Raw genomic sequence first — 7559 nt, 5'->3', positions numbered from 1 at the left:
GGCAACGGGTCCGCGACCGTGCGCTGGGGCGCTGCGACGGACAACCGCGCGCCGATCACCTCCTACCGCGTCAGCTGGCAGGGCGGCTCGACGACCGTCGGCGGCGGCGCCCGCAGCGCCGACGTGACCGGCCTGACCAACGGCGTCCGCTACACCTTCACCGTCGTCGCGGTGAACAAGGCGGGCACCGGACCGGGTGCTTCGGCAGCGCCGGTGACCCCGGCCGGCACGGCTTCGGCGCCGACCGGGCTCACCGCCAAGGCCCAAAATGGTGGCGCCACGCTCAGCTGGGGCGCGCCCGACCTCGGCGGCGGCACGCTGCAGTACTACACGGTCAGCGCGTCGGGCCAGGCCGACAAGACCGTGACCGGCACCAGCACGACGTTCACCGGGCTGAGCGCCGGGAAGTCGGTCACCTTCACCGTCCGAGCGGTCACGAAGACCTCGGACGGGCAGAGCCGGACCGGCGCCGCAGCGTCGAAGACGCTCACCGTGCCCGCACCGAAGATCACGATCGGCCGGGGCGGGGACGCGCAGACCGACCACTGCAAGGCGCCGGACTGCTCGTGGATCGTCGCCACCTTCCGCGGGTTCGCCCCGAACACGAAGTACACCTACACGCCGTATTCGGGCCATGGACGCAAGTTCAGCAACTCGGTGTCGTTCACGACCGACGCGAACGGGTCCGCCAGGGAAGGCACCACCGACTACGACGTGCCGGACCAGACCGTCTACTTCGTCGTCACCACCACGGACGGCCAGCTCCGCTCAAACGACCTGTATTGGGAGAAACGGTGAACCACCAGCTACCGGCGCACGAGGTCTACGAACGGATCGCGGCGAACGTGCAGACCGTCGTCCGTGGCAAGCCGCGGGTGGTGCGCCTCGCGATCGCGGCGCTGCTCGCCGAGGGCCACCTGCTGCTGGAGGACGTCCCCGGGCTCGGCAAGACGACGCTCGCGCGGTGCCTGGCGCGCAGTGTCGGCGGCAGCTGGAGCCGTATCCAGTTCACCCCCGACCTGCTGCCCGGCGACATCACCGGGGTGCCGGTGTACCACCAGCGCGCCGAGCGGTTCGAGTTCCACCGCGGCGGTGTCTTCGCCAACGTGGTGCTCGCCGACGAGATCAACCGCGGTACCCCGAAGACGCAGTCGGCGCTGCTCGAGGTGATGGCCGAGCGGACGGTGACCGTCGACGCCGTCCGGCACGAGGTGCCCCGCCCGTTCCTGGTGCTGGCCACGCAGAACCCGATCGAGATGGAGGGCACCTACCGGCTGCCCGAGGCCCAGCTCGACCGGTTCCTGATGCGGCTCGAGGTCGGCTACCCGGACCTGGCCGCCGAGGTGATGGTGATCATGAGCGACTGCGCGGGCGTGGGCCCGGACGAGCTTTCGCCGGTGGTCGACATCCCGGCGTTGCAGGCGGCCGTGGCGCAGGTCCGGACCGCGCACGTGGAGGGCTCGATCTGTGAGGACGCCGCGAAACTGGCGGCGGCCACCCGCTCGCACGCGATGCTGCGCTACGGCGCGAGCCCGCGCGGCAGCATCGCACTGGTGCGCGCGGCGCAGGCGGTGGCGGCGCCCCACGGCCGCGGGTTCGTCACCCCCGACGACATCAAGGAGGTGGCGCACCCCGTGCTCGGGCACCGGGTGATCCTGACCTCCGACGCCGAGCTGAACCAGGTCCGCCCGGCGGACGTCATCGACACGGTGCTCGCCGACGTCCCGGCGCCCGGGATGAGCCGGGTCCGATGATCAGGCTGACCCAGCGGGGCGCGCTCGTGCTCGGGGCCGCGGCCGTCTTCTTCGGCACCGGCCACTGGGCGGGCTCCCCCCTTTTCCTCGCGCTGGCCGGGGCTTCCGTCGGCGCGGTCGCCGCCGCGCTGACACTCGCCTCCCGGCGGCCGCGGGTGCGCGTCGCGCGGGAGGTGTACCCCGATCGGGTCGAGCGCGGGCGGCCGGCGTTCGCCAAGCTGCTGGTGCACAACACCGTGGGCAGGCGCCAGGCCGGGTTCATCGCCGGTGATCGGGTCGGCACCGGCTTCCAGGCCGTCACGGTGCGGCCGCTCGCTCCGTTCGGCCAGGCCGAGCAGCACTACGACCTGCCGACCGACCGGCGCGGACGCCATCAGGTCGGCCCGCTGACCCTCGACCGGGTCGACCCGCTCGGCCTCGGCCGCGGCCGGGTCACGACCGGGGAGACCGCGACACTGTGGGTGCACCCGCGAGTGCACCCGATGCGCGCCCTTTCGGGTGGTCATCCGCGTCACCACCACGAGGGCGCGGGCACCGACGATGCGCTGCGGGGTTCGTTCGACCTGCGCGAGGTGCGGGAGTACACCTTCGGCGACGAAATGCGGCACCTGCACTGGAAAGCCACCGCCCGCACCGGGAAACTGATGGTCCGCGAGTACGCCGACCCGGACCAGCCGCGGTTCACCGCCTTGCTCGACACCCGCCGGGAAGTGCTCGACGGACCGCTGTTCGAGGAGAGCGTCGACGTCGCCGCGTCGCTCGTCGCGGCCGCCGCCGGTGCGGGACACCGCTGCCGCCTCGTCACCTCGTGCGGGCTCGACGTCGCCACCGCCGGTGGGCCTTCGGCTGTGCGACGGCTGCTCGACGAGCTCACCCTGCTCGCCCCGGCCCCCGGCGTGAGCCTGCCGCTGGTGCCCGGCCCGCTGTCGCGCGCCGGAGGTGGCGGGCTCGCCGTGATCACCGCCGCGACCTCGCCTGCCGACCGCGCGTCGCTCGCGGCGTTGCGGTCGCGCTACTCGGCGTTCGTGGTGGTCGTGCTCGGTGGCGCGGTCGCGCAGGCGGTGCCGGGGGCGAAGGTCGTGCCCGCCGTGGACGCGGCTGACGCCGCCAAGCGGTGGAACGTGGTGGTGCCGCGATGAGGACGAGGTTCGCCGCCGAATGTGTGCTGCTCACCGCCGCGCTGCCCGGCCTGCTGTTCACCCCCGTGTTCGGTTTCGGCGCGCTGTGGGCGCCGATCGCGGTGGTCCTCGCCGCCTGTTTGCTCGTGGTGGAACTCTGCGCCCGCGTACCCGCGCTGGTGCCGTGGCGGCCACTGCTCGCGCTCGTCGCCGGGCTGCTGGTGCTGGCCGTGACCGAGCTGCGCGACCTGTCGGCCGGTGCCATTCCGCGGGCGCTCGCGGCGGGGGCGACCGAGTCGTGGCAGCTGACGCTCCAGTCGACCTGGCCCGCGCGCCCGGACCCCGAGCTCCTGCTGTTCGTCCCGATGGCGGTGCTTCTCTGTGCTGTCGTGGGTATCGAGCTGCTGCGCTGGGCGCCCGCCGCGGTGCTGCCCGGCGTCGCCCTGCTCGGGGTGAGCCAGGCCTATGTCGCTTTGTCCGGACCCGCGGCGACCGTGGCGGGTCTCGCGTTCGCCGTGGTGTCGGCCGCGTTGCTCGTCGCCACCCGGCCGGGTGACGCCGCGAACCAGGCCGCACCCACCCAGCGCCGGGCCGCCGCGGTGGCTCTCGTAGTGCCGATCCTGCTGGGAGTGACCGGCGCGGTCGCGATCACGGCGGCCGACCAGGGCGCCCGGCCGTCGTTGTCGGCGCGCGACCACCAGGACGTGCCGCTGCCGCCGTCCCGGGTCTCCAGCCCGCTCGACGAGGTGGCCGCCCGGCTGAAGCGGCCGGACACCGAGGTCTTCACCTACACCAGCACCGACCATGTCGACCGCTGGCGGCTCAGCGTGCTCGGCGACTTCGACGGTGTGGGCTGGCATCCTGACGGCGCCTACCGGCGGCTCGGCGCCGGACTTGCCGCCACCCCCGGCCGCACCGCGCCGACGAGTGTCCACAGTGCACAGTTGACCGTCACCGTCCCCGGCCCGTGGCTGCCGAGTCAGGCCGAACCCGCCGCCGTCACCGCCGCCGCCCCGCTGATCGACCCGGACTCCGGCGTGCTTCTGCTGCCGGACCGGACCGGGCCGGTCGGCTACGGGCTCAGCTGGCGTGAATCCGACGTCGACGCCGACGACCTGGCGGGCGCGCCGATCGACCCGGCCGCCGCGGGCGCCGACGGGCTCGGCGTGATCCCGGCCGGGATCAGCGAGCTGGCGAGCACGGCCGTGGGCGGGCGGCGGCCGTCGTTCCAGACCGCGCTGGTGCTGGAGCGCTACCTGCGGCAGAACTACCAGGTGGCCACCGGTCCCGACCTGCCCACCGGCAGCAGCTGGCCGCAGCTGGGAAAGTTTTTGCTGGGCACCAAACGCGGCACGAGCGAGCAGTTCGCCGCGTCCTACGTCGCGCTCGCCAGGATCCTCGGCATCCCGGCGCGCCTCGCCGTCGGCTTCCGCGCGCCACAGACGCCACCGGGCGCTCCGGTGGTGGTCCGCAACGGCGACGTCCTCGCTTGGCCGGAGGTCGCGGTCGCCGGAGTCGGCTGGGTGCCGCTCGACCCGAGCGGCGCCGCGAGCGGATCCGGCGCGGCGCCCGGCGGCCTGGCCGCGGTCACCGCGCGGGCGCGCGACGAGCTGCCGCAGCCGCAGGACCTGCGCGACCCGGGGCTGCCCCCGTCGGATCGGGAGTCCGGCCCGGTGAACTCGGCCGAGGTGTCGTTTTCGGTCCCGGTGACGCCGTTGCTGATCGGCCTCGCCGCGCTGATCCTGCTGCTGGCGGCCGGGATCCCGGTGGCCAAGGCGATCCGCGCGGCCCGCCGCCGCCGTCGCACCGGCGCCGACGGGGTCATCGCGGCCTGGTGGGAGGCCAGGGACCTGCTGCGCTCCCACGGCGTGCCGTGCCCCGCGGGCATCACCGTCCGCGAACTTTCGGCCGCGGCGAAGTCCACACTGGACGAATCGGTGGTGGACGGCTTGGTGTGGCTGGCTTCCCAGGTGGACATCGCGTTGTGGTCGGGCGCGGGCGCCGACGGCGGCACGGTCGGCCAGGCCTGGTCAGCGGTCAGCGCCGTGCGCCGCGGCCTCGACGACCGTTCCCGGCGCGAACGCGTCCGCGCCGCCCTCGACCCGCGCTGCCTCGTCCCGCCCCGGGTGGCCGAAAGAGGCCATCGCGTTCCGCGCCCCCGGCGCACCCCGCAAACTTCGGGGTGACCGTTCGCCGCGAGGAGGGTGCACCCATGGCAGGTAACGAGTTCAACATGGAGACGACGGACACCGCACGCGCGATGTCCAGCCTCGACGCCGCGGGCTCCCAGCTCACCCAGGGCTGGAGCGCCGCGCAGGCCGAGATCGGCGGCCTCGACGGCCAGCTCGGCAAGGGCCCGCTCGGCACCGCTTTCATGGCCTCCTACCGGCCACAGGCGACAGCGCTGTCCCAGAGCGCCGAAAAGATCACCCCGGTCCCCGCCCAGCTCGCCGCCGCAGGCCAGCAAAGCGTGTCCGAGTACGAGAAGACCCACGGCCGCGCCCGCGACGCCTTCTCGGCACTGCAGTGAAGCCGGCTTCACCGGAGCTGATCGACCGCCTCAACCGCGACCTGGCCACCCTGGAAGCGACCGAGGAGTCCGACGACGGCCGGATACTGGCCACCACGGGAGCCCGGGGCGAGCTGCTCACCCTGCGCCTGGACCCCCGGATCTTCCGCGACCAGGACGCGAGGGCCCTGTCTGACGACATCGTCCGAACGGTCCAGGCCGCGGCCGCCACGGCCGCGAGCCGGGCGTTCGACCTGGCCGCACCGCTCCTTCCCCGGGGTGCGACCCAGGAGAACACCGACCTGACGTTCGACCTGGTACTGGCCGAGATCGACCGGATGGTCCGCTAGTCCGGGGGCGCAAAAGGCGGGCAGGCCGGTGACCCCACTGTGGGTGGCGGGGTGACCGGCCTGCTGCTTCTGCCGCGCTCACGCACCGACTGCCCCTGAAGGCCACCATGACGGCGTTTAACGCCGTCATGGTGGCCTTCAGGGGCTTCTGGGCCGGACGAGAGCCTCAGTGAGGAACGGGAAGCGGTACGATAACCGGCTGCAGGGTGGTGAGGTCCCGGACGAGCTTCGGCCACCGGCTGTCCAGCCGTTGGCTGGCGATTCGGTCCTCCACCGGTGAAGCGACCAGCCGTCTTGCCAGGTCGGGATCGTCGTGCAGAAGCCGTTGGTACGCGGGCAACGTGTCGTTGGTGACGTAGTCCCAGCGCGCCTGGCGGTCCGAGACGTTGAAGTCGGGCAGGGGAGTGCGGACGCCCAGGCCACCCGGGATGCCGACGTCCACGGCGTGGTAACCGGCGGGGGTCTTGGCGCCGGGGATCGAAGCGTCGCCGGCGACGGTCATCATGTAGGTCATCCCGGCGCCGACCGGGCCGTCGTGGTGGTACATCTGGTCGTACTGGTCGGCGATGACCTGGTTCTGCTCGCGGTCGAGCAGGGCGGTGTTGCCACGCTGGATCCTGGCCTGGTCGCCGCTCGCGATGTCGGCCCACGCACCCATGGCCTTGGCGTCGACCAGCCCGGCGCGGCGGATTTCGTCGAGGGCGCCGAGGCCGCCGCCGAGGTAGGCCTCGTGCATGGACGCCTGGTCGATGAAGATGTTCTTCTGCATGGCCAGGAACTTGTTCTCGAACCAGCCGAGCTCCTGCGAGCCGCCGAACGCGGCCAGCCGGGTGGCGAGGTCGGCGGGCAGGGGCAGCGGCGAGGTGGCCAATTTGCGCGCGAGGTCCTGCATGCCGTTGAGGTCCATGAATCCGGCGGCGAACGACGGGCCGATCATGTTGGCCATGCCCGCCCACTGGAGTTCCGGATGGTCCAGGAACAGTTTGCCGTAGTACTTGTAGACGTCCGTCAGGTTCTTCATGTTGCCGTCGACCCCGGCCTGCGGGTCCCACGCGTTCAGGTCTATGCCAGCCGCACCGGCGGCCTTCGCGAGCCAGTACTGCTGCAGCAAAGCCTTGTACCGCTGCGGATCCAGCCCGGCCGCGCGGGCCTGGTCGAGCAGGCGCTGCAGGGTCGGCAGGTCTGTAGGCAGGTTCGGGTTGACCCCGCCGTTCAGCTCGCCCTGCCCGCCGGGCAGCGGTAGGTCCAGCACGCTGTTCAGGTCGATCGGCGCGGCGCCCGCGGCCGCACCGGCCTGTGTCACCAGTCCGGCCGCCTGGCCGAGCAGTGCGGCCGCCCTGGCCGCGATGGTCGTCGCGATGGTGTCCGACAGGGCCCCGCCGATGCCGGGGACGAGGCGGGCGAGGGCGTAGAGCTGGTCGTTGCCGGCGATCTCGCTGGTGATCGCGGTCTTCGTCCGCTGGATCGTCTCCCCGTACCCGGCGGCCCGGTCGCCGAGGCCGCCCATCCCGGCGGCGAGCTCCGGGTACGTGCCGCGGCCCAGCGCGTCGGTCCTGGCCTGGAGCGTGGTGCCCGCCTGGTCCGGCCAGGCCGCCAGCGCCCGGTTGCCCGTCGCCGTGATTTCGGCGCCCCCGGCGGTCATCTGCTTCGCCGCCGCCTGCCAGCGGTCGGCCAGCGCGTACGCGGTGTCTTCGCTGTCCGAGGGCCACACCTGGTCCTTGGGCTTGATCGCCAGCACGGCCTGCCACAGCCCGCCGGGGGACGCGGGCTCGTTCAGCGCCATGCCATCTCCCTGTTCACAGCGCGAGCCTGCCGGGTCCGGCCGGGC

Annotated in this window: 7 protein-coding genes; 6 read left to right on the top strand and 1 reads right to left on the bottom strand. The window is 73.1% G+C overall.

Annotation, left to right across the window (positions count from 1 at the left end):
- The 6 genes from QMK34_RS46280 to QMK34_RS46255 form a co-directional block, all read left to right on the top strand.
- Positions 1-798 (top strand): fibronectin type III domain-containing protein (locus QMK34_RS46280; RefSeq protein WP_326421338.1); only part of this gene is annotated, 798 nt, incomplete at its 5' end.
- Positions 795-1754, top strand: coding sequence for an AAA family ATPase (locus QMK34_RS46275; protein WP_326421337.1), 960 nt, complete (start codon positions 795-797; stop codon positions 1752-1754). The genes QMK34_RS46280 and QMK34_RS46275, both read left to right, overlap by 4 nt.
- Positions 1751-2893 (top strand): DUF58 domain-containing protein, encoded by a 1143-nt coding sequence (locus QMK34_RS46270; RefSeq protein WP_326421335.1) that lies wholly within the window; start codon positions 1751-1753, stop codon positions 2891-2893. Before QMK34_RS46275 ends, QMK34_RS46270 begins: the two co-directional genes overlap by 4 nt.
- Positions 2890-5058, top strand: coding sequence for a transglutaminase family protein (locus QMK34_RS46265; RefSeq protein WP_326421333.1), 2169 nt, complete (start codon positions 2890-2892; stop codon positions 5056-5058). The genes QMK34_RS46270 and QMK34_RS46265 overlap by 4 nt, the downstream gene beginning before the upstream one ends.
- A 26-nt stretch (positions 5059-5084) precedes the next feature.
- Complete coding sequence (locus QMK34_RS46260) at positions 5085-5402, top strand: hypothetical protein (protein ID WP_326421332.1); 318 nt, start codon at positions 5085-5087, stop codon at positions 5400-5402.
- Positions 5399-5731: a YbaB/EbfC family nucleoid-associated protein gene (locus QMK34_RS46255; RefSeq protein ID WP_326421331.1), complete on the top strand. Its 333-nt coding sequence runs from the start codon at positions 5399-5401 to the stop codon at positions 5729-5731. The genes QMK34_RS46260 and QMK34_RS46255 overlap by 4 nt, the downstream gene beginning before the upstream one ends.
- A 166-nt stretch (positions 5732-5897) precedes the next feature.
- Here the strand turns inward: QMK34_RS46255 and QMK34_RS46250 are convergent.
- Positions 5898-7559: WXG100-like domain-containing protein (locus QMK34_RS46250; protein WP_326421329.1), on the bottom strand; the 1662-nt coding region annotated here is incomplete at its 5' end.

The sequence above is a fragment of the Amycolatopsis sp. H20-H5 genome (genome assembly GCF_035828755.1).
In the GTDB taxonomy this organism is placed as follows: Bacteria; Actinomycetota; Actinomycetes; order Mycobacteriales; family Pseudonocardiaceae; genus Amycolatopsis.
This window is presented reverse-complemented; position numbering and strand designations above follow the sequence as displayed.